This is a genomic window from Streptomyces candidus (assembly GCF_014207445.1).
Taxonomy (GTDB): domain Bacteria; phylum Actinomycetota; class Actinomycetes; order Streptomycetales; family Streptomycetaceae; genus Streptomyces; species Streptomyces candidus.
The window spans coordinates 474,127-492,334 of sequence record NZ_JACHEM010000002.1; the positions used below are offsets into that span (position 1 = coordinate 474,127).

Annotated in this window: 15 protein-coding genes; 13 read left to right on the forward strand and 2 right to left on the reverse strand. The window is 73.4% G+C overall.

All coding sequences use genetic code 11. The annotated features are described in order from the left end of the window. Positions 1–116: 116 nt before the first annotated feature. The gene (locus HNQ79_RS05105) at positions 117–1,412 is read right to left on the reverse strand and encodes a cytochrome P450 (protein ID WP_185027308.1); all 1,296 of its coding nucleotides are present in this window, start codon (positions 1,410–1,412) and stop codon (positions 117–119) included. A 384-nt stretch (positions 1,413–1,796) separates the two neighbouring features. Here HNQ79_RS05105 and HNQ79_RS05110 point away from each other — a divergent pair, with 384 nt between their 5' ends. Then, entirely contained in the window at positions 1,797–2,801 is a 1,005-nt protein-coding gene (locus HNQ79_RS05110; protein ID WP_185027310.1) for an SDR family NAD(P)-dependent oxidoreductase, read from the forward strand. Positions 2,802–2,944: 143 nt separating this feature from the next. Here the strand turns inward: HNQ79_RS05110 and HNQ79_RS05115 are convergent, their stop codons facing one another. Next, entirely contained in the window at positions 2,945–4,144 is a 1,200-nt protein-coding gene (locus HNQ79_RS05115; RefSeq protein WP_185027312.1) for a YncE family protein, read from the reverse strand. Positions 4,145–4,230: 86 nt separating this feature from the next. Here HNQ79_RS05115 and HNQ79_RS05120 point away from each other — a divergent pair, with 86 nt between their 5' ends. The 12 genes from HNQ79_RS05120 (at position 4,231) to pcaDC (ending at position 18,202) form a co-directional block, all read left to right on the forward strand. Beyond that, the gene (locus HNQ79_RS05120) at positions 4,231–5,208 is read left to right on the forward strand and encodes an ABC transporter substrate-binding protein (RefSeq protein WP_185027314.1); all 978 of its coding nucleotides are present in this window, start codon (positions 4,231–4,233) and stop codon (positions 5,206–5,208) included. Positions 5,209–5,267: 59 nt separating this feature from the next. Then, the gene (locus HNQ79_RS05125; RefSeq protein WP_373312472.1) at positions 5,268–6,335 is read left to right on the forward strand and encodes a FecCD family ABC transporter permease; all 1,068 of its coding nucleotides are present in this window, start codon (positions 5,268–5,270) and stop codon (positions 6,333–6,335) included. Then, the gene (locus tag HNQ79_RS05130) at positions 6,332–7,339 is read left to right on the forward strand and encodes a FecCD family ABC transporter permease (protein ID WP_185027316.1); all 1,008 of its coding nucleotides are present in this window, start codon (positions 6,332–6,334) and stop codon (positions 7,337–7,339) included. The genes HNQ79_RS05125 and HNQ79_RS05130 overlap by 4 nt, the downstream gene beginning before the upstream one ends. A gap of 19 nt (positions 7,340–7,358) precedes the next feature. Further along, positions 7,359–8,186 (forward strand): ABC transporter ATP-binding protein, encoded by an 828-nt coding sequence (locus tag HNQ79_RS05135; RefSeq protein ID WP_185027318.1) that lies wholly within the window; start codon positions 7,359–7,361, stop codon positions 8,184–8,186. A 56-nt stretch (positions 8,187–8,242) separates the two neighbouring features. After that, on the forward strand, positions 8,243–8,356 hold the full coding sequence (gene amiA, locus HNQ79_RS33470; protein ID WP_260421499.1) for a streptamidine family RiPP: 114 nt from the start codon (positions 8,243–8,245) through the stop codon (positions 8,354–8,356). Positions 8,357–8,447: 91 nt separating this feature from the next. Further along, positions 8,448–9,317, forward strand: a complete 870-nt coding sequence (locus HNQ79_RS05140) for a hypothetical protein (RefSeq protein ID WP_185027320.1) — start codon at positions 8,448–8,450, stop codon at positions 9,315–9,317. Then, positions 9,314–10,798: a CocE/NonD family hydrolase gene (locus tag HNQ79_RS05145; protein WP_185027322.1), complete on the forward strand. Its 1,485-nt coding sequence runs from the start codon at positions 9,314–9,316 to the stop codon at positions 10,796–10,798. The genes HNQ79_RS05140 and HNQ79_RS05145 overlap by 4 nt, the downstream gene beginning before the upstream one ends. Then, positions 10,795–12,174, forward strand: a complete 1,380-nt coding sequence (locus HNQ79_RS05150) for a YcaO-like family protein (RefSeq protein WP_185027324.1) — start codon at positions 10,795–10,797, stop codon at positions 12,172–12,174. Before HNQ79_RS05145 ends, HNQ79_RS05150 begins: the two co-directional genes overlap by 4 nt. An 8-nt stretch (positions 12,175–12,182) precedes the next feature. After that, positions 12,183–13,319 (forward strand): nitroreductase family protein, encoded by a 1,137-nt coding sequence (locus HNQ79_RS05155; RefSeq protein WP_185027326.1) that lies wholly within the window; start codon positions 12,183–12,185, stop codon positions 13,317–13,319. Further along, complete coding sequence (locus HNQ79_RS05160) at positions 13,316–15,055, forward strand: ABC transporter ATP-binding protein/permease (protein WP_185027328.1); 1,740 nt, start codon at positions 13,316–13,318, stop codon at positions 15,053–15,055. Before HNQ79_RS05155 ends, HNQ79_RS05160 begins: the two co-directional genes overlap by 4 nt. Next, complete coding sequence (locus tag HNQ79_RS05165; protein ID WP_185027330.1) at positions 15,052–16,809, forward strand: ABC transporter ATP-binding protein; 1,758 nt, start codon at positions 15,052–15,054, stop codon at positions 16,807–16,809. Before HNQ79_RS05160 ends, HNQ79_RS05165 begins: the two co-directional genes overlap by 4 nt. 106 nt (positions 16,810–16,915) lie before the next feature. Then, the gene (pcaDC, locus tag HNQ79_RS05170) at positions 16,916–18,202 is read left to right on the forward strand and encodes a bifunctional 3-oxoadipate enol-lactonase/4-carboxymuconolactone decarboxylase PcaDC (protein WP_185027332.1); all 1,287 of its coding nucleotides are present in this window, start codon (positions 16,916–16,918) and stop codon (positions 18,200–18,202) included. The last annotated feature ends 6 nt before the right edge of the window (positions 18,203–18,208 follow it).

The window sequence follows — 18,208 nt, forward strand, 5'->3', positions numbered from 1 at the left end:
GGGCACGGGCGTCCGTCGATGGCGGGTTCGCGTCCTCGCTCGGGAGGCAGCGCGCCCACCGCGACCGACAAAGGGACGGACTCCCCCATCGACAGAGGCCCTTGCACACGTCGGACTCAACGAGTGCGCACGGCCCCCAACGGCCGTCCTGCTTGTGCACCTTGCGTGTTCCTGAGCACGACCTTGCTGCGCGGTCGAGCCGGGATGCGGCTCAGTGCGATGCCGAGGTCCTGGTCGGGGACGTCGTACGACAGCCGCGCCAGGCGCGGCGCGAGGGTCGCCAGCAGGGCCACCGTCACGTCCTCGCCGGGACAGCGATGCCCGGTGGCCGGGTCCCCGCCGCCCTGCGGAACGAGCGTGTCGCGGTCGGGCGAGCGTCCCAGGAACCGGTCCGGGTCGAAGACATACGGGTCCGGCCACAGCTTCTCGTCGTGGTTCAGGCCGTACAGATCGAGCAGCACCATCGTGCCGGCCGGTACCTTCTCGCCCTGCCAGTGGGCCTCGTCGGTGGCCAGGCCCGCGACGAAGGGCGCGAACGGGTAGAAGCGGCGTACCTCCTGGGCGAAGGCCAGCGCCTCCTCGGCCCCACCCGCCACGAGACGCGTGCGCTGCGCCGGCCACCGGTGCTGGGCGTGCGCGGCGAAGGCGAGGAACCAAGTGACCGCCACGGTCGGCCGGACGACGTTGAGGACCTCGACAGCGGCCGTGTGCGGGTCGAGCAGGGAGCCGTCGGAGTCCCGGTGGCGGGCCACGGCGGCGAGCACGCCGGAGTCCGCGCCGGACACGTCTGCACCGGTGTGCGAGCCGGCTTCCGCCGCCCGCGTCCGCTCGGCCGTCACCAGGTCGGCGATCCGGGCCTCCTGACGCTTGCGCGCGCGGCGCGCCCGGAAGTGGCGGGGGCCCGCGGTGGCGAAGCCGTCGACCATCGCCACCAGATCCTCGGCCGTGCGCCGCGCGCCGTCCCGGCCTTCGGGCAGCGCGACTCCCGCCCAGGCGCAGACCGCCCGAGTGAGCACTTCAGCGGTCTCGTCGAAGAGGACGATCTCCTCCCGGTCCGCCCACCGCTCCGCGGCCCGGTCCCATTCCACCGCCGCCAGGTCGGCCAGCTCTCCCACAGCGCGCGGTTCCCTGAGCGCGGTCAGGAACATCGCCTTGCGGGTGCGGTGGGCCTCCCCGTCCAAGGTGTGCACGGCCCCGCGTCCGAAGAGCGTGTCCAGCAGCGGGCCCGGCAGTGCGTCCTGCCGCCGGACGTTGCGCTCGTCGTAGAACCAGTGCACCGCGTCCGTGCCGTGCAGAGCCACGGCGCGGCGCCCTGCCAGCCGGGTCCACAGCGGTCCTTCACCGTTGCGGCGACGGGCGTCCGGCAGCCAGGCGTACCCCTTCATGAGGAGGGGAAGGGTGTCGTCGATCATGGGGAGGGTCCTTTCGAGGGAAACCGTGGAACGCAGCGACGGCTGTGTGTGGCGTCACCGTCGTCGGGTCGGCGCGTGCTGCGCCGTGACGGCGGCGGTGTGCCGGAGGCCCCGGGTGCGCGGGGCGGCCCCGGCGGTGTTCGCTCCCGGCGCGCCGTGCACGCCGCTGCCCGAGTGGGCGTGCCTGCAGGAAGACGTGTCCTGCTCCTGATCGTCGCGCAGTTTCCGGGTGACCGCTTGCACTCGTTTCACACCCTCCTCTCCCGTTTCGTCCTCGACGCCACGGCGCGGGTGTGCCACAGCGCCGTACGGGGTACCCATCCACGCCGACCTGTCCGAAGGTCGGCCGATGAAGCACTGCCCGTCAACGGAGGACCCGCGCACATGGCTGCCGAGCTGGACAAAGTCGTCGTGATCACCGGTGCGTCGAGCGGCGTCGGCCGCGCCTGCGCGCAGGAATTCGCCGCCCGCGGATACGCCCTGGTGCTTGCCGCCCGCCGCGCGCACGCGCTGGAGGACCTCGCAGAGGAGTGCCGCGCGCGCTACGGCATCCGGGTACGCGTGGCCCCCACCGACGTGACGGACGTCGACGCGGTGGAGCAGCTCGCGCAGGGGTGCGTCGCCGAGTTCGGCCGGATCGACGTCTGGCTCAACAGCGCCGCGGTGGCCGCCTTCGGCGCACTGGACGAGGTGCCTCGGGACATCTTCCGGCAGGTCATGGACGTGAACGTGCTGGGGTGCGTGAACGGCGCCCGCGCAGCTCTGCGAGTGATGCGGGAGCAGCGCACGGGCACGGTCGTCAACGTCTCGTCGGTCGTGGGCGCCGCCGTGGTCCCGTACAACACCCCCTACGTCCTGTCCAAGGCGGCGGTACGGGCGCTGGGCGGCAGCCTGCGTCAGGAACTGCGCCTCGCCGGGCTGGACGACGTCCACGTCTGCACGCTGCTCCCGGCGACCATGGACACCCCGTTCTTCCGGCACGCGGCCAACTACAGCGGCCGGGCGGTGACCCCGATGGCGCCCGTGTACACCGCGCGCCGTGCCGCCAGGACGGTGGTGCGGCTCGCGGAGCGACCGCGCAGGGAAGCGTACGTGGGGCCGGCCGGACGCGTGCTGGGCATCCAGTCGAAGCTGACGCCCGCCTTCGCGGAGCGGGTGCTGGCACACCAGATGGACCGCTCCCATCTTTCCCGTACGCGCTCGGCCGCCCCCACCGACGGCAACGTGGTACGGCCCTTGGACGACGTGGCCTCGTCGGACGGCGGCTGGCACGGCCGCAGGCGCACCGCCGTGCGGAGGGCCGGTGCGGTCACGCTGGCGGCCGGCCTGACCGCGGTGGGCCTGTCCGCGCGGCGGGCGGCCCGCGGACGGGGACGGTGCCGCGGCTGAATCCGGGGGCGTTCCGCCCCGCGCCGGTGAGGGTCCCCGCGGTCGCTCCCGCACGAGACAGGCCGCGGCGGCCTCCGGCTCGGCGGACGCGGTGCCCGCGGTCGCACTCGGTGGGGCGTGCGCCAGTTGCCGGCCCGAGCCCGTCAACGGCCCACCGTATCGCCCTCGGCACCGTCGTTCCGGCTGAGCAGCATCACGTGGCCGCCATGGTGCAGGGGCGTCTCCAGCCGCGGACGGGACACCTCGCCGCCCGTCTCCGCATCGAGGAGGTGTACTTCGCCGTGGCCGCCGCGTGTGACGGCTACCCAGTCGGCGCCCCGTGAGGCCGCTACAGCGCGGCGCTGGACGCCCTCCCAGGGAGTGCCGCCGCGCCTCGGCGCGCCGTCCATGGCGGGCAGGGGGACACGGCGGAGGGAGTCGTCGGCTCCCAGGAGGACCAGTTCGTCGCCGTCGGGGTGTACGCGGGAGAAGGCCGTGTGGTTCCGGGAGAGGGCCAGCCGGAAGACGAGGCCGGGGCCGAGTTCGGTGCGGAGCGTGTGGCCCGTGCCCAGGTCGTGGCGCCACGCCTGGTTGGTCCACTCCGGCCACCGCAGCGGGTCGGCAGGACCTCCGCGCAGTGTGGTCCACAGCGCCCGGCCACGAGTGTCCAGACGGAGGTACCAGCCACGGGCGGGCGATTCCCACGGGATCACCGGCCCGGCCACCAGCGCGTCCCCCTCTCTGCGGGCCGTGTGCACTCCCGTGCCTGTTGCCGCGAACACCCGCCCCGCGCCCGGGTCCTGGGCGTCGCCGTGTCCGTCGTCAGGCAGCGGCAGCAGCGCGTGCGGGGTGGCCACGGGGCAGCCGGGCGGGGCCGCGAGGAGATCCGCGAACCGGTGGACGGCCAGCGCGCCGGGCTCCCGGTGCCGCAGCACGACGAGTGGATCGCCGCCGCCCAGCACCGTCACGCCCGGTTCGCCGATGCGTGTGCGCACCCGAGCGGCCTCTCCGGTGGCCAGGTCGACGACCGTCAGGAGGTCCGACCAGGGCTCGGTGTTGTCGCCCAGACCGGTGGTGACGGCCAGTCGGCGACCTGCCGGATCACAGGCCAGATGTTCGCCCGGCACGGCGACCGGGACCGTGAGTGCCACGAGGTCGTCGCCGAACGGATCGAGCACCAGGAGTTCGCCCCGGCGGTCGTCGACACAGGCCACCCGTCCTCCCGGCAGCGCCAAGAACCCTGCGTGCTCGGAGAGATGACGCCCGGTGAGGCGGCCGATGAGGGTGCCGTCCGGCACGGACAGCACATGGACGGCCCCCTCCACGTGGTCGGAGACGAGCAGTACGGAAGCGGCAGCGGTCACGGGATCCTCCAGAGGGCTTACTAGTGAAAATGATTATCATGTATGTTCAGTGCGTTCCAGGTTCCTGAGAAGAAGTGAGGGCATCGATGCTCCGCGCACCATCGAGATTCGTCCGTAGGTGGCTCGCCGCAACGCTGGTGGGGTCCGTCCTGGTCGGCTGCGGCTCGTCCTCGGATGGGGCCACGAGCGGCAAGGCCGGGCCCGGCGCGAGGACCGAGGTCACCGTTGAACCCATCAAGGCGGCAACGGAGTTGACCGACGTCAACGGCGTCAAGGTCTCCCTGCCGAAGCCTCCGGAGCGGATCGTCTGCCTGTTCGCGCTCTGCGACGACATCCTGACCGAGCTCGGCATCGTCCCGGTGGCCACCAACAGTTCGCTGCTCGCCCACGCCGAGTTCCTGGGCAAGGACCGGGCGGGCAAGGTCGACGTGATCCCCGGCGGGTTCATCGCCCCGGAGGTGGAGGCGATCCTCGCCCACAAGCCGGACCTCGTGATCGGGCTGGGCGACACCCACGGCAAGCTCGCCCCCGCACTGAAGGGCGCCACCACCTTCTGGGCCGTACAGCCCGAGTCGTGGCAGGACAGTGTCGGCTACCTGCGCGACACCGCTGCCCTCACCGGGCGCACTGCCGAGGGGGAGAAGGCTGAACGGACCTTCCGGACCAAGCTCGCCAAGGCCGAGAAGGCTCCGAGCGACAGGACCGCGCTGATCATCTACGGCAGTGACGAGAACTTCGGTGTCGCCACCCCGGAGAGCGACGTGACCGCCAGCCTGTTTCCCAAGATTTCCCAGTATCCGTGGAAGTCCCGTGGTGTGCAGGGGAGTTACAGCCTGGAAGAAATTCTCGCCAAGGACGTCGACGTGCTGTTCGTCGAGACGATGAGCTTCGGCGGGGCGGACGGCAAGCTGTCGGAGAAGCTGGCGAAGAACCCTCTCTGGAGCAAGATCCCAGCCGTGAAGAACGGCGATGTCCACGAGGTGAACCCCGAGGTGTGGGCCAAGGGGCGCGGCACCCGTTCGCTGGGCATCGTCCTCGACGAGGCCACGGCCGCGCTGCGGTGAGGGCGCCCTCCGCCACGCCCGCCGCCGCAGACCCTGCGGCGGACAGGGCCCGCCGCAGGGTGCCGCGCCCGCGGGTGCGGCAGCCTCTGCTGGTGGTGGCCGCACTGACCGTGGCGTCGCTCTGCGCGCTGTGCCTGGGCACCCCCTACGTGCCACCGCACCGGCTCGCCGGTGCGCTCCTTGACGGGGACGCCACGCTCGCCGGGATCGTCGTCGGCGAACTCCGGGTGCCGCGGCTGGTGTTGGCGCTGATCGCCGGGGCCTGCCTGGGTGCGGCGGGGCTCGTGCTCCAGGAGGCCCTGCGCAACCCGCTGGCCGTGCCGGAGATGCTGGGCGTCTCGTCGGGGGCGGCGCTGGGGGTGGCCGCACCGTTGGTGCTGGCCCTGTCGCTGCCCGCCGCCGTCCAGCCGCTGCTCGCGCTGGCCGGGGCAGCGCTCGGCGGCGGGCTGACACTGCTCGCCGCCGGTCTCGGGCGCAGTCCGGCGGCGGTGCTGCTGACCGGCGCCGCCGTCGCTGCGGCGCTGCAGGCCGCGTTGCTTGTCCTGATGGTCATGGCGGACCAACTCGACCTTCAGCTCATCTACCGCTATCTGCTCGGCTCCCTCTCCGCCCGGACCTGGGACGACGTATCGGGATTGTGGCCGTGGCTGCTCGTCGCGGTCCCCGCCCTCGTTCTGTGCGCGCCGATCCTTTCGGTGCTGCGGCTGGGGGACGAGGACGCCGAGGCGCTGGGGGTGCGCGCCCAGCGGGCGCGGCTGGCCGCGCTGGCCATCGCCGTCCTGCTGATCGCGCCCGTCACGGCGGTGTGCGGGCCCGTCGCGTGGGTGGGCTTCCTCGCCCCGCATCTGGCCCGTTGGTTCAACCCTGCTGCGGGGGCGGTGCGTTGGCTTCCGTGGTCGGCTGCCTGGGGTGCCGTCGTCGTCATGGTCGCCGATGTCCCCGCCAGGCTGGCACTGGCCCCCGTGGAGACACCGGCGGGCGCCTGGACGGCCTTGCTGGGAGTGCCGGCCGGGGTCGCCCTGATGCGGTCCGGGCGCCGTCGCCGGGCAGCCGGGCCGGCCCTTTCCGCCGCTGTGCCGGCGCAGCCGGACGCACATCGCACGACCGGAACGGAGAACGTACGGTGAACCGGCGTTTCGTGGGGCTCGCGGCGCTGGCCGTCGTATGCGCCGGGGTGGAACTGGTTGCCGGCCGCGGGATGTCCCCGAGTGCGGTCTGGGACGTGCTGGGCGGTGGCGGGGAGGTGACGGAACGGCACATTCTCCTCCAGCTGCGGCTGCCCAGGATGCTGGTGGCCCTCGGTGCGGGCGCGAGCCTGGCCGTGGCCGGACTGGTCCTGCAGTCCGCGCTGCGCAACCCCCTCGCCGGGCCCGAGGTGACGGGCGTGACACCGGGCGCGGTTCTCGGTGCCGTCACTGCGACGGCCCTGGGGCTCGCCGGGTGGGACTCGCCGCTGGCCGTGGTGCTCGCTGCGTGCACGGGCGGGTGCGTCGGTGCGTTGCTGCTCTGGCTGCTCGCCGGCCGCACAGGTGCGGACCCCGCCCAGACCGCTGTGCACGGAGTGCTGGTGTCGGCGGTGCTCGGCGGACTCACCGCCATGGTGCTGCTCGTGGAGCCGGGAGAACTCGGCAGCGTCGTGCAGTGGTTGGTCGGCACCACGGAGGGCCGCGTCTGGGAGCACTGGCACCTGCTGTGGCCCTGGGCCCTGCTGTGGGGGACCGCGGTCTGGCTGCTGGCCGGCCCGCTGACCCTGCTGCGCTGCGGTGACGACATCGCCCTGGCCGCCGGCCTCTCGGCCGGGCGGGCCCGTACTCTCGCGCTGCTGTGCGCGGTGGCACTGACGGCCGGTGCGGTGGCCGCCGTCGGGGCGCTGGGTTTCGTGGGGCTGCTGGTCCCGCATCTGGCCCTCGCCGTCTTCGGCGCGGACCTGCGCACGAGCCTTCCCGGGGCGGCCCTGCTGGGCGCGGTCGTGGTGTGCGGGGCGGACGCCGTGGCCCAGCTGTCCTCGCGAATACTCGCCGAGACGCTGGACGCCGGCCGGCTCACGGTTCCGGTCGGCGCGCTCACCGCCTGCCTCGGAGCCGCGTTGCTGCTGGTCGTCGTGCGGCGATCGCCGAGCCATACATTCTGAAGTCCACGGAGGACAAGGCATGAGCCTTACCCAGTCCATCGGAATACACGTCGAGGGGGTCCATTTCGGCTACCCCGCGCGGCCCGTGCTGCGGGGGGTGGACCTGACCGTACGGCCGGGCGAGCTGACCGCTCTCATCGGCCTCAACGGCTGCGGGAAGTCGACCCTGCTGCGACTGGCCGCCGGCCTGCTCCGACCGAACCGGGGGCGCGTACTGCTCGGCGGGGAGGATCTCGCCCGGCTCTCCCGGCGGGCCACGGCGGCCAGGGTGGCGCTGTTGCACCAGTCCGCGCCCGCCGTACCGGGGATGACGGTACGGCACCTGGTGCGGCAGGGGCGGTACGCGGCGCGGGGCCCACTGGGGATGTTGCGCGAGGGCGACGACCCCGTCGTGCACCGGGCTTTGCGCGACGTCGGTGTGGAGCACTGGGCCGACCGGGACGTCGACGCGCTGTCGGGGGGCGAGCGCCAGCGGGTACGGCTCGCGATGGCGCTCGCCCAGGACACCCGCGTTCTGCTGCTCGACGAGCCGACCACCTACCTGGACCTGCATCACCAGCTCGACGTGCTGCGCACGGTGGTCCGCCTGCGCGAGGAGCGGGGGCTGACCGTGGTGATGGTGCTGCACGATCTGGCCCATGCCGCCCGGTTCGCCGAACGCATCGTCGCGCTCCGCGAAGGCCTCGTGGTGGCCGACGGAGCGCCGAAGGAGGTCGTCACGCCGGGACTCCTCGCGGACGTGCTCAAGGTGGCGGGCCGCGTCGGCACGGACCCCGAGGGCGGCTGGCCGGTGTGTTACCCAGATCACCCCCTCCACGCACTAGAAAATGAAAATCAGTTCCATTAGTGTCGTTGACGGCGCTCAACCGAACGCCTCATCTCCCTTACGCATTAGGAGAGTTCATGGACAACGAGCAGATCTTCGCCCCGATCGCCGACCCGGGTCAGCTGGCCCACGCCTCGGCCTCCCACTCCAACGCCCTCGTCGAGAACCCCTTCGAGGACAACGAGGAGTAATCGAGGGCCTCAACACCCTCACCGTGGGCCCACCCGTTTCCTTTCGGGCGGGCCCACGCCCATCCCAAGCCCTTTCGCCAGGAGGATCGCCGTGTCCCGCACCCGGCTCGCACCCGGTGTCGAAGTCGTCGCCGTGCCAGGGCGAGGTCTCGCAGTCCGCACCACCGCAGGAGAGTTCCTCACCGTCAGAACCCGGGAGGCGGGTGAGAGTGCTCTGCTCTCCCGGCTGTCCGAAGACGGCCCGGTCCCGACGGACGAGGACCTCGACCGTGTCGTCAAGGCCTTCGAGCAGGCCGGCTATCTGACGGACGAACCCCAGCTCCCGCGCTGGCCCGCTGCCCGCCGGGACATCCGGCTTCTCGGCGATCCGATACTGACGCGACCGCTGGCCGCGAACCTGGCGGCCATGGGTGCCGAGCCCCGAACGACACCTGCCGGGGCCGCCGCGGACGTGTCACCGGTGCAGATCGCGGACCTGCTCGCCGGAGGGCCCGCCGCCGTCGTGTGGTGCCTCGACGGACCCGTACCCGCCGGATGGTGGAACGCCGCCGACCGGCTGCCCGAGCACGGGGTCGCCTGGCTGCGCTGCCACCGCGAGGGCTGGCAGGCGTACGTCGAACCCCTTGCCGCTGGTCCCGGCGACGTCACCTCGGCCCACGTCCGGGCCCGCCGGCTCGCCGCCACCCCGGCCCACCGCGAGCTGGCCGCCTACTGGAGCGGGCCCCGTACGTCCGGCGCACCGGTCCGGCTCGGCGTCCCCGCCGCCGCCCTGCTCGCGGCCCTGCTCGCCGACGACCTCGGCCGATGGGCCACCGGAGCCGCCGACACGGCCGGGTTCCCGGCACGACGTCGACTCCGGCGCATTGACCTGCGCACGCTGAGCGTCACCGAGCACCCGGTCCTGCCGGTGCCCGCCGTCGCACCGACGCCGGTCGCACCGATACCGAAGAGAGACGAATGAGGTCCTTCCGTACGGCTGTCGGAAACCTCGCCACGGACGTCTGCCTTCCCGACGGCCGCGGCCCTTTCCCCGCCGTCCTCATCCGCACCCCGTACGACCGCGCCCGGCATCTTGCCGAGGCGCGCGGCTGGGCCCGGCGGCGCTTCGCCGTCGTCGTCCAGGACGTGCGGGGCCGCTTCGCCTCACCGGGGGAGTGGCAGCCCTACGAGAACGAGGCTGCCGACGGGGCGGTGACCGCCCGATGGATCCGGCAGCAGCCGTGGAGCGACGGACGGTACGTCGCTGTCGGCTCGTCCTATGCCGCCCACTGCGCCCTCGTTCTTGCCCTCGAAGCGCACGGGGAGCCGGCGGCAGAGCCGGACGCCGTCATCGCTGCCGTGCCCGCACTCGGCGCCGCCGAGACCGCCCGCGAACCCTCCGGTGTCGAGCGGCTGCTGGCCCGCGCCGGGTGGTGGGCCGCGCACGGGGACCGGCGTGACTCCGACGAGAGCGCGCTGGACAAGGCGATCGCCGCGGACCCCGACCTGCTCACCCATCTGCCCGTCACCGGCCTTCCCGGTCGGATGGGGCGCGACCTCCCCTCCTGGGCAGGGTTGTGGGCGCGCGGTGGGCGCGGCCGGCTCGTCGCCCTGGCCACCCGGGCCGAGATCCCCCTGCTCGCGGTCGGCGGCCACCACGACCACTTCACCGAGGAAACCATCGCGCTGTGGCGCACCTGGGGCGGGCCCTCGGCCCGCCTGCTCCTCGGCCCCTGGGGGCACGGCCTCGTCACCGCACCAGGACCCGACGCCGGCCCTTCCCACCGGGTCGTCCTCGGCGACCTGTACGCGAACTGGGCACGCCGCGCTCTGGACGGCGCGCTCGCGCCCGGCCGCCACGGTGCGCTGGCACTGGGGGGCGGTGACCTGTGGCTGCCCGCGGACACCGACGGCGAACCGCGCGTCCAGCGGCTGCGGCTGCTGCACGGCGCCGACTTCACCGCCGACCCCGGCCGCCCCGTCCGCTCCGACGACCTCACGGTGCCCACCGGGGAACCCGCCGACCGCTGCCTCCTGGTCACCTCGCCACTGGCGCGCCCCCTCGACGCAGTCGGGTCCGTACGCATACGGCTGCGGGCCACCGCCGACACTCCGTCCGCCGACTGGGCCGCCCGCCTCGTGGCCCTCACCCCGGAAGGGACTGCCGAGCGGCTTGCCGTGGGTGTACTGCGACGCGAAGGCCCCTACCAGGAAGAAGAGTTCACGGTCGAACTCGGTCGGCTCGCCCGCCGCCTGCGGGCCGGCACCCGACTGCGCGTCGAGATCGCCGCACACCATTTCCCGGCCCACGCCCGCAACCCGCACACCGGGGGCGACCCCATGACGGCCGGCCGGCTGCTCGCCTCCCGGCGGGAAGTCGACGCCACGAGCGTGACGCTGACGCTGCCCGTCCTCCCTTCCCGCCCCACCCCCACCGACCCCGCCAAGGAGATCCTGCGATGACGGCCCTGCCGCTGGAAGCACTCGTCGACCCGGTCTGCGGCATCGTCCGCAACGTCCAGCCCGTCGAGCACCCCGCAGGTGCACCACCGCGCTACACCGCGCTCACCGCCGAGATATCGGACGCACGCAGACTCGGTCTGTGGCCGGCCGACCGGGTCTCGCTCGGCACCACCTTCGGCGACCCCGAACAGGCCCGAATCGCCGCGATAGCCGAGGGCATCGAGCGGTACTGCGGCAACCGGGTGCCGCCGACCGGCCACCCCGACGCCCCCCTGCGCGCCACCGCCGCCGAGCTGCTGGCACAGGGCCTGCGGCTCTACGGCCCCGAGGACCTGCCCACCTATGCGCCGTGGCAGTACGCCAGGGAGAAGTTCCCCTACCGCCGCCTCACCGCCGACACGCCGTCGCTGTGGACGCGCGGCACCGAACTGTTGCCCGGCGGGCGCACGACGGAGGTGTGGGCCCCCGTCGCGCTCACCCATCTCAACTGGCGCCAGGGCGACCTGCGCGAGCTGCCCCGTACCCACCACCTCAACTACGCGGGCATAGCCACCGGGCAGGGACTCGACGACGCCGTCGAACGCGGCCTGCTGGAGATCGTGGAACGCGACGCGCTGGAACTGTGGTGGCACCTCGACGGGCCCACCCGCGGCATCGACCCCGCCAGCGTGCCCGGGCTCATGGACGACCTGGCCGGATGCGCGCTCGACGTCCACCTCGTCGAGATGCCGTCCGAGTTCGCCCCCTGCATGGCCGCGCTCGTCCACGACCCCGTTCTCGGCCTGTACGCGGCCGGATTCGCCTGCAAGTACGACCCGGCCGAGGCCGCCCGCAAGGCCGTTCTCGAAGCCGTTCACACCTGGGTCTTCGCGCAGGGCCTGACCGGCCCCGAAGGCTGGGTCTTCCAGGCCGTCGCAGCCGGACTGCTCGCGCGTGGGCTCTACCTTGAGCACCGCGCCGACGGCCGCTATCTCGACGCGTGCGGCGAACAGTTCGAGCACGTACGTGACCTGGGCGCGCACGTGCAGGTATGGCTGGACGAACGGATGGCGGCCAAAGCCCGCCGGTTCACCGGCCCCGCCCACGGGACCGTGTCCGTCGACGCGATCGAGCCCGGCAGCCGCGAGCGACTGGAGAAGGCGCTGCACGCGGGCGGCCACCGCCTCATGACATTCGACCTGACCACCGAGGACGTGGCCGAGACCTCTCTGCGGGTGGCCCGGGTCCTTGTGTCCGGGCTCCTCCCGAACGCCCCGGCGGCGTTCGGATACTTCGGCTGCCCACGGCTCGCCGAAGCAGCCGTACGAAGGGGCTGGCGGACGAACGCGCCGGGCGCGCCGGACGACTACACGCTCGCGCCTCCGCCCCACATGTGAGGAACTCCGTGCGACTTCCCGATCGGACCCCCGCGGAGGGCCTCGCCGCCGCTCTCGCCAACGCCCGCTCCCCGCGGCGTCCTTGCCCCGACACCCCCGCGGGGACCGCTGTCCCGGCCTGGCCGGGACAGCCGCACGCGATCCCGGAGACAGCAGGCCCTGCCGAACTCGACCTGCGGGCCCTGCTGGAGCTCTCCCTGCGTGCTGGCGACGCCTCCGGCCGGTTGCGGCCGGCCCCCTCCGCAGGCGCACTGCACCCGGTGGACACCGAACTGGTCGTGGGAACGGGATGCCCTCTGCCACCCGGGCGCTACGGCTACGACCCACTGCACGACCGTGTCCACCGTCTCGGCCGGCGACTCGCTACCCCGCCGTCGGGCGTCATTGCGGAACTCTCCGTCACTGCGCGTCGGACGCTCTCGCACTACGGCCATCGCGCCTGGCCGCTGCTGCTCCTCGACACCGGGCACGCCGCCGGCGCGCTGTTCCTGGCGGCCCGCGCCCTGGGCACGGGCGTGCCCGAGCTCCGTCTGGACGGCCACACGCACACCCCCCTCGCGTCCGTTCACCTCCCCCCGCCCCTCCCGCTCCACGGCCCGCCGTGTCCCCGGCCGCCGGTGCGGGTACCCACGCCGGAGGAACTGGTGGCCCGTCGCAGCGCGCCGCCGCCGCTGCCGGGCAGGCCGGATCCGGACGCGCTGCGAGCGGTCCTCACCACCGCCACCCGCGCCGGCGGCAGCGACCTGCGGTGGTGCGTGGCCACCGGCCCCCCGCGGCCCGGACTGATGGAGCTGAGTGCCGACGGCGACGCACTGCGACGGTTCGCTGCGGGGGAAGCCCGCCCGACGCTCGCCGTCTGGGCCGCGGGCCAGGCTTGGATCGCCGAGGCGGGAGCCGTCCTGCTCGCCCGCGGTTGTCCGCAGGACGCCGACGAGCCGCACATCCGCCGCACCCACCTGCACGCCGGCTTCGCCGTCCAGCTGGCCCACGTCACCGCCCGGCGCCACGGTCTGGCTGCCCGGCCCGTGGGCTCCTGGCAGCAGGCGGACCTCGGTGCCGCGCTCGGTGCCGCGCCGGGCCGGGACAGGATCGTCCACGGACTGGCTCTCGGCACCCTTCACGCAGACGAGGAGAACACCGCATGATCGTCCATCCCGAACTGCGCCGTACCGCCCGCCGGGTGCGGCGCCCTCTGCTCACCGCCAGTCTTCTGCAGGGCGCTGTCACTCTGACCCACCTGGTACAGGCCATCCTGCTGGCATGTGCGTTGGCCGGCCTCGCCCGGGGCCACACAGGACAGCTTCCGTGGCTGCTCACCACCGTGCTGGTCGTGGTGGCGGCCCGAGCCGGGCTCGGCACGTGGCAACGACGCACCGCCACCCGTGCCGGAGCGGAGGCGAGGGTGGCTCTGCGGGACGAGCTTCTTGCCCACCTGGGGCGGCTGGGGCCCGCGCATCTGACCACCGCGCGCGCCGGAGCCGTCCGCACCACCCTCGTCGACGGAGTGGAGGGCGTCGACGCCTACGTCTCCCGCTACCTGCCCCAACTTCTGATCACCCTGACCGTGCCGCCCCTGGTGCTCGCCGTGCTGGCCGTGGTGGAACCGTTGGCGCTGCTCGGTCTCGTACCGGCCCTGCTGCTGGCACTGTTCGGCCCGCGCGCCTGGGACCGGCTCCTGGCCGCCCGCGGCAAGGACCACTGGGACACGTACGAAGGCCTGGGCGCCGACTATCTGGAAGCCTTGCAGGGAATGCCCGCGCTCCGTGCCGCCGGCGCGGTCGGCCGCACCCGCGAACGCCTGGAGAAGCGCTCGGCGGCGCTGCACAGGGCGACCGTCGCCAAACTGCGCGTCTCCCTGGCCGACACCGGCATCACCGACCTCGCCATTCAGGGCGGCACCGCCGCCGCAGCCCTTCTCGCCTGCTGGTCGGCCGTCAGCGGGTCCACCACGGCGACCGGCACCTACCTGGTGCTGCTCCTGGCCTCCGAGTGCTTCCGGCCGGTCCGCGACCTCGCTCGCGAATGGCACGCCGGATACCTGGGCGCCTCGGCCGCGGACGGGATCGCGGCGCTGCGTACCGCCGAGCCGGCGGTCCCCGACACCGGAACCGCATCCGCGCACTGGCCGACGCCCCCGGAGATCCGCTTCGAGGACGTCCGGTTCACCTACGACGGCGTACCGGAGGCCGCCCTCCACGGTGTCTCCTTCACCGCACCTGCCGGACGCACCACCGCGATCGTGGGCCCGTCCGGCGCGGGCAAGTCCACACTGCTCGCCCTGCTCCTGCGTCACCACGACCCCGGCGAAGGGCGGATCACCGCTGACGGGCGCGATACCACCCAGTACTCCCTCGGAGCACTCCGACGGGGCATCGCCGTGGTGTCGCAGGAGACGTACCTCTTCCACGCCACTGTCGCCGACAACCTGCGCCTGGCCCGGCCGGACGCCACGGACGACGAGGTGACGGCGGCGGCACGAACCGCGGGCATCCACGACGAGATCACCGCTCTCCCCGAGGGCTACGCCACTGTCCTCGGCGAACGCGGCGCCACCCTCTCCGGCGGACAGCGACAGCGGCTCGCACTCGCCCGTGCGCTGCTCACGGACGCCCGGGTACTCGTCCTCGACGAGGCGACGAGCTCGGTCGACGAACGCCGCGAGGCGGACATCGTCCGCGAACTGACGAACGCCGCCAACGACCGGACCGTCCTCGTGATCGCCCACCGGCTGGCCGCCGTCCAGCACGCCGACCACATCGTCGTCCTCGACGCGGGGCGTGTCGAAGCCGTCGGCGAACACTCCGGGCTTGCCGGCACCGGGGGCGTCTACGCGCGACTCGTCGCGGCCGGCCGTACCCACCCCGAGGAACTCACCGTATGAACAACACCACGGACACCCCGGCCACCAGCACCTTCGTGCCCGCGCGAGGTTCGCTTCGCGCACTGCTTCCCGCCCTGGCCGGGCACCGGGCCATGACGGTCCGCACGTGCGCCGCCGCGCTCCTCGAACAGGGCTCCCTCGTCGCGCTGCTGACGTTGTCGGCGCACACCGTGGGGACGGCCGTGATCGAAGACCGAGCCCCGGCCTCCGGCACCGTCGCCGTCATCGTGGCCCTGGTGCTCCTACGGACCCTGATGACCTGGCGCGAGATGGACCTCTCGCACGACCTGGCCTACCGGGTCCTCGCCGCACTGCGCGTACGCGTCTTCGACGGGCTCGCCCGCAGCGCGCCCGCCCGGGTCGCAGGCCGGCGCAGCGGCGATCTCGCCGCCACCGCCATGGCCGACGTGGAGGCACTGGAGTTCTTCTACGCCCACACCACCGCCCAACTCCTCGCTTCGGGCACAGTTCTCACCGTCGGCACCGTGGTCCTGGCCACGGTCGAGCCCTGGCTGCTGGCCGCCGTGCTGCCGATCGCAGTGCTGCTCATCACTGCTCCGTTCGCCGAGGCGGGCGGACGCGCGAGGCGTGGTGCCCGCACGCGGCAGGCCGGCGCCGAGCTGTCGGCCGATGCCGTCGAGACCGTGGACGGACTGCGTGAGCTGCTCGCCTTCGGTGCCTTCGACGGCCGACGACGCCGACTGGCGGAACGCGGGCGGCGGGTGGGCGATGCCCAACGCGCCGAAGCCACCTGGGAGGCCCTGGCCGCCGCGGTCCGTGACCTTCTCATCGTGGTGGCCGTCCTCGGCGTGGTGGCCGCGATGGCGCGGTCCGTGACCTCGGGGCGGCTGGACGGGGCATGGGCGCCGGCGTCCATGGCACTCGCCCTCGCTCTCCTCGGCCCTGTCGCGGAGTCGGCCCGGTCCCTGAGCCAGGCCGTGTCCCTGCGCGCCGCCGCCTCCCGCGTGGGCGCCGCGGTCAAGGCTCCGGCCCTGGCCCCGCCGCCGGCCTCGCCCCGCTCGCTTCCCACCGGCCCCCTGGGCGTGCGGCTGCACGGGGTGAAGTTCGACTACGGCGGCAGCCCCGTGCTGGACGGCGTCGACCTGACCGTTCCGGCCGGGCAGACGCTTGCCCTGGTCGGCGCCTCGGGCGCCGGAAAGTCGACGTGTGCCCATATCCTGGCGCGCTTCTGGGACCCCGCCGCCGGAGCGGTACAGCTGCTGCCCGCCGAGGGGGACCCCATCGACGTACGCGAGGTGGACGACGCCGAACTCCGCCGGTCCGTCGCGCTGGTGGGGCAGGAGACGCCACTCTTCCACGGAACCCTCGCCGACAACCTTCGCCTCTCCGCTCCCGAGGCCGACGACGTCCTCCTCACCGAAACGGCCCGTCGGTGCGGTGTCGACCGGATCGCCCCGATGGACACGTTGGTCGGTGAGCGCGGCGTCACCCTCTCCGGCGGCCAGCGGGCCCGCATCGCCCTTGCCCGCGCCCTCCTGACGCAGCCGAGAGTCCTGATACTGGACGAGTCCACCGCCCATCTGGACAACGCCAGTGACGCCGAACTCGCCACGGCACTGCGCCAGGAGGGACGGACGACCGTGGTCATCGCTCATCGTCGCGCCACCATCCGCCGGTGCGACCGCATAGCGGTCCTCGACGCGGGACGCGTCACCGAGGAAGGCACGTGGGAGGAACTGGCCGGACGCCCCGACAGCGCGCTCAACCGCAGCCTCGTGCACCTGCCGGCCTGACTGCCGGCCGGGCGGCAGTCAGGCCGGGAGGCACAGATCCTGCGGAGGAACTGCCGAGCCCCGACCCCCTCCTGTGAGAGATTGTGAGAGATGGCAGCCTGGACGGGTGACTCAGACGACGGCAGAAACCCTCCAATACCGCTTTGACGGGCCAGAACATGCTCCGGTCCTCGTCCTGGGCCCCTCCCTCGGCACCACATGGCACATGTGGGACCGGCAGGTTCCCGAACTGTCCCGGACCTGGCGGGTCTTCCGGTACGACCTGCCCGGGCACGGCGGGGCGCCCGCCGAGCCCGCCGCTTCGGTCGGGGAGCTGACCGGCCGGCTGCTCGGTGTCCTCGACGAGCTGGGCGTCCAGCGCTTCGGGTACGCGGGCTGCTCCCTCGGCGGGGCGATAGGCGCCGAGCTGGCTCTGCGCCATCCGCACCGGGTGGCCGCGCTGGCGCTCATCGCGTCCTCGCCCCGGTTCGGCACCGCCGACGAGTTCCGCCAGCGCGGCGTCATCGTCCGTACGAACGGCATGGACCCCATGGCCGCCTCCGCTCCGGGACGCTGGTTCACCCAGACGTTCGCCGCCGCGCAGCCCGCGATAGTGGAGTGGGCGGTGCAGATGGTACGGACCACCGACCCGGGCTGCTACATCGCCGCCTGCGAGGCACTGGCGGCCTTCGACGTGCGCCCCGAACTCGGGCGGATCGCCGCCGAGACCCTCGTCGTGGTCGGCGCGGAGGACCAGGTCACCGGGCCCGCCGACGCCCGCACTCTGGTGGCCGGCATCCCCGACGCCCGTCTCGCGCTCGTGCCCGGAGCCTCCCACCTGGCGCCGGTCGAGCAGCCGGCCGCGGTCACCGACCTGCTGGTACGGCACTTCACCGGCGCATGGCAGGACACCAGCACCACCCTGCTGGCACCCGTCCCGCCACTCGCCCAGCCCCTCGCGCCCGTCCCCGAGGCCGCGGTTCCGGTGCCGCAGCCCGAGGCGGTGGCGCCCGCGCCCGCCGACGGCGCGCGCCTGGACCCGTACGACCCGGGGCTCAAGGTGCGGCGCGAGGTCATGGGCGAGGCCTACGTCGACGAGGCGCTGGCCGATGCCGACGAGCTGACCGGGGACTTCCAGGAACTCCTCACCCGCTACGCCTGGGGCGAGGTCTGGACGCGGGAGGGGCTCGACCGCCGCATGCGCAGTGCCATCACCCTCACCGCCCTCGTCGCCCAGGGCCGCCAGGAGTCCCTCGCCGCGCACCTGCGCGCGGCCCTGCGCAACGGGCTCACCCCCGCCGAGATCCGCGAGGTGCTGCTCCAGACCGCCGTGTACTGCGGCGTGCCGGCGGCCCACGCGGCCTTCGAGACCGCCCGCGAAGTGGTCCGACAGGAGACCACCCCACAGCCGTAGCAGGAT

Excerpts from the sequence above, each read along its gene's own strand:
- HNQ79_RS05150 (WP_185027324.1), top strand. The coding sequence starts at position 10,795 with ATGACGGCCCTGCCGCTGGAAGCACTCGTCGACCCGGTCTGCGGCATC.
- amiA (WP_260421499.1), top strand. The coding sequence starts at position 8,243 with ATGGACAACGAGCAGATCTTCGCCCCGATCGCCGACCCGGGTCAGCTG.
- HNQ79_RS05105 (WP_185027308.1), bottom strand. The coding sequence starts at position 1,412 with ATGATCGACGACACCCTTCCCCTCCTCATGAAGGGGTACGCCTGGCTG.
- HNQ79_RS05145 (WP_185027322.1), top strand. The coding sequence starts at position 9,314 with ATGAGGTCCTTCCGTACGGCTGTCGGAAACCTCGCCACGGACGTCTGC.
- HNQ79_RS05110 (WP_185027310.1), top strand. The coding sequence starts at position 1,797 with ATGGCTGCCGAGCTGGACAAAGTCGTCGTGATCACCGGTGCGTCGAGC.
- HNQ79_RS05120 (WP_185027314.1), top strand. The coding sequence starts at position 4,231 with ATGCTCCGCGCACCATCGAGATTCGTCCGTAGGTGGCTCGCCGCAACG.
- HNQ79_RS05165 (WP_185027330.1), top strand. The coding sequence starts at position 15,052 with ATGAACAACACCACGGACACCCCGGCCACCAGCACCTTCGTGCCCGCG.
- HNQ79_RS05135 (WP_185027318.1), top strand. The coding sequence starts at position 7,359 with ATGAGCCTTACCCAGTCCATCGGAATACACGTCGAGGGGGTCCATTTC.
- HNQ79_RS05160 (WP_185027328.1), top strand. The coding sequence starts at position 13,316 with ATGATCGTCCATCCCGAACTGCGCCGTACCGCCCGCCGGGTGCGGCGC.